Genomic DNA, 1,228 nt, shown 5'->3' on the forward strand with positions numbered 1-1,228 from the left:
GTCCGCTTGCTGCACATCGCCCGAATCGATGCAGGGTTTTTGTTGCTCATCTCAGGAGTGTCTTGGTTTTCAATGTACTTTTTAAGAGTAGAAATAGTAACGCCACCACAACTAGCAATAAAGTAAGAACTATTCCACTTGTGCAGGTTTTTTGTAGTAAATTATGGCTAGTTGTTCACCAAATTCTACTCTTATTTTTCGGCTTGAGACACTCTTCAATAGACATCTCCAAAAATTAACCTCAAACCCTTGCACTGCCTGGGTCAAAACCGAGTGTCTGGAGATGTCTAATGAGTTAACCAGTTTACTCAGGTGAATGTCAGGGTGATACTGGAACAGCAGGTTAACATGGTCTTTTTCCCCATCAAGGCTAACAAGCTGACATTCTTGTTGTTGAAGTAAGTTTTCAAAAATTTCATGTAAACGGCTAATCATCTCACCAGTAAAGACTTTGCGACGATACTTGGTCGTCAAGACGAGATGAGCTTTAAGGTCACAGACAGACCGACCCTTGGATAAAAAGTCATTCTTCATAACAATCCTGCTGTTGTCTGCTATAATCAGTGTAGCTTAAAAGTTAACACCAATGAAATACACGTATCAATATCGACTATATCCAGAGACTCAACAAACACTCACACTGAACCAGTGGCTGCGAGTTGGTCGATATTGGTATAACCGGATGTTGGGTGAGCGTTTTGATTGGTGGCAGAAAAATAGATGTCCGGTCAATGCCTGTCCATTAATCTGTTACCTTCCGGAGCTTAAAGATCAGCCCAATTTCTACAGCCAGAAAAAGCAACTTCCAGTTATCAAGAAAGACTTGGTTAAGATTGGATGGTCTGGAGAGTTGATAGACTTTACTGAGGTTTATTCAACTGTTTTGCAAGATGTCTGTACAAGAGTAAAAAACGCTTTTAACAGGTTTATAGCAGATGACAAAAATGGTAAACGCAGTGGCAAGCCTCGATTTAATAATGTTGCCAGATATCGGACGTTAAACTTTCCAAATGCTGATAATTCTTGGTTAAAGTTCTGTACTGTTAACGGAAAATGGTTGTTTGTTCAAGTTCCTAAAATTGGTTTGATTAAGCTGAGAATACACAGACCGTTACCTGATAGTGCAAACTTAAAACAGCTATCAATTACAAGGAAAGCTGACGGATGGTACTGCAACCTGAGCCTAGAGGATAAGTCAGTGCCGGAGTTCAACCCTGATGACATTATT

1 protein-coding gene and 1 pseudogene are annotated in these 1,228 nt (G+C 40.1%); one reads left to right on the forward strand and one right to left on the reverse strand.

The features are described from left to right. A pseudogene (tnpA, locus tag F6K20_RS39090) lies at positions 1-534 on the reverse strand (IS200/IS605 family transposase); the annotation flags it as partial. 52 nt (positions 535-586) lie between these two features. Between tnpA and F6K20_RS39095 the strand changes: the two are divergent. After that, on the forward strand, positions 587-1,228 hold a 642-nt coding region (locus F6K20_RS39095), incomplete at its 3' end, for an RNA-guided endonuclease InsQ/TnpB family protein (protein ID WP_287298539.1).

Source organism: Moorena sp. SIO2C4, from assembly GCF_010672485.1.
Lineage (GTDB): Bacteria > Cyanobacteriota > Cyanobacteriia > Cyanobacteriales > Coleofasciculaceae > Moorena > Moorena producens.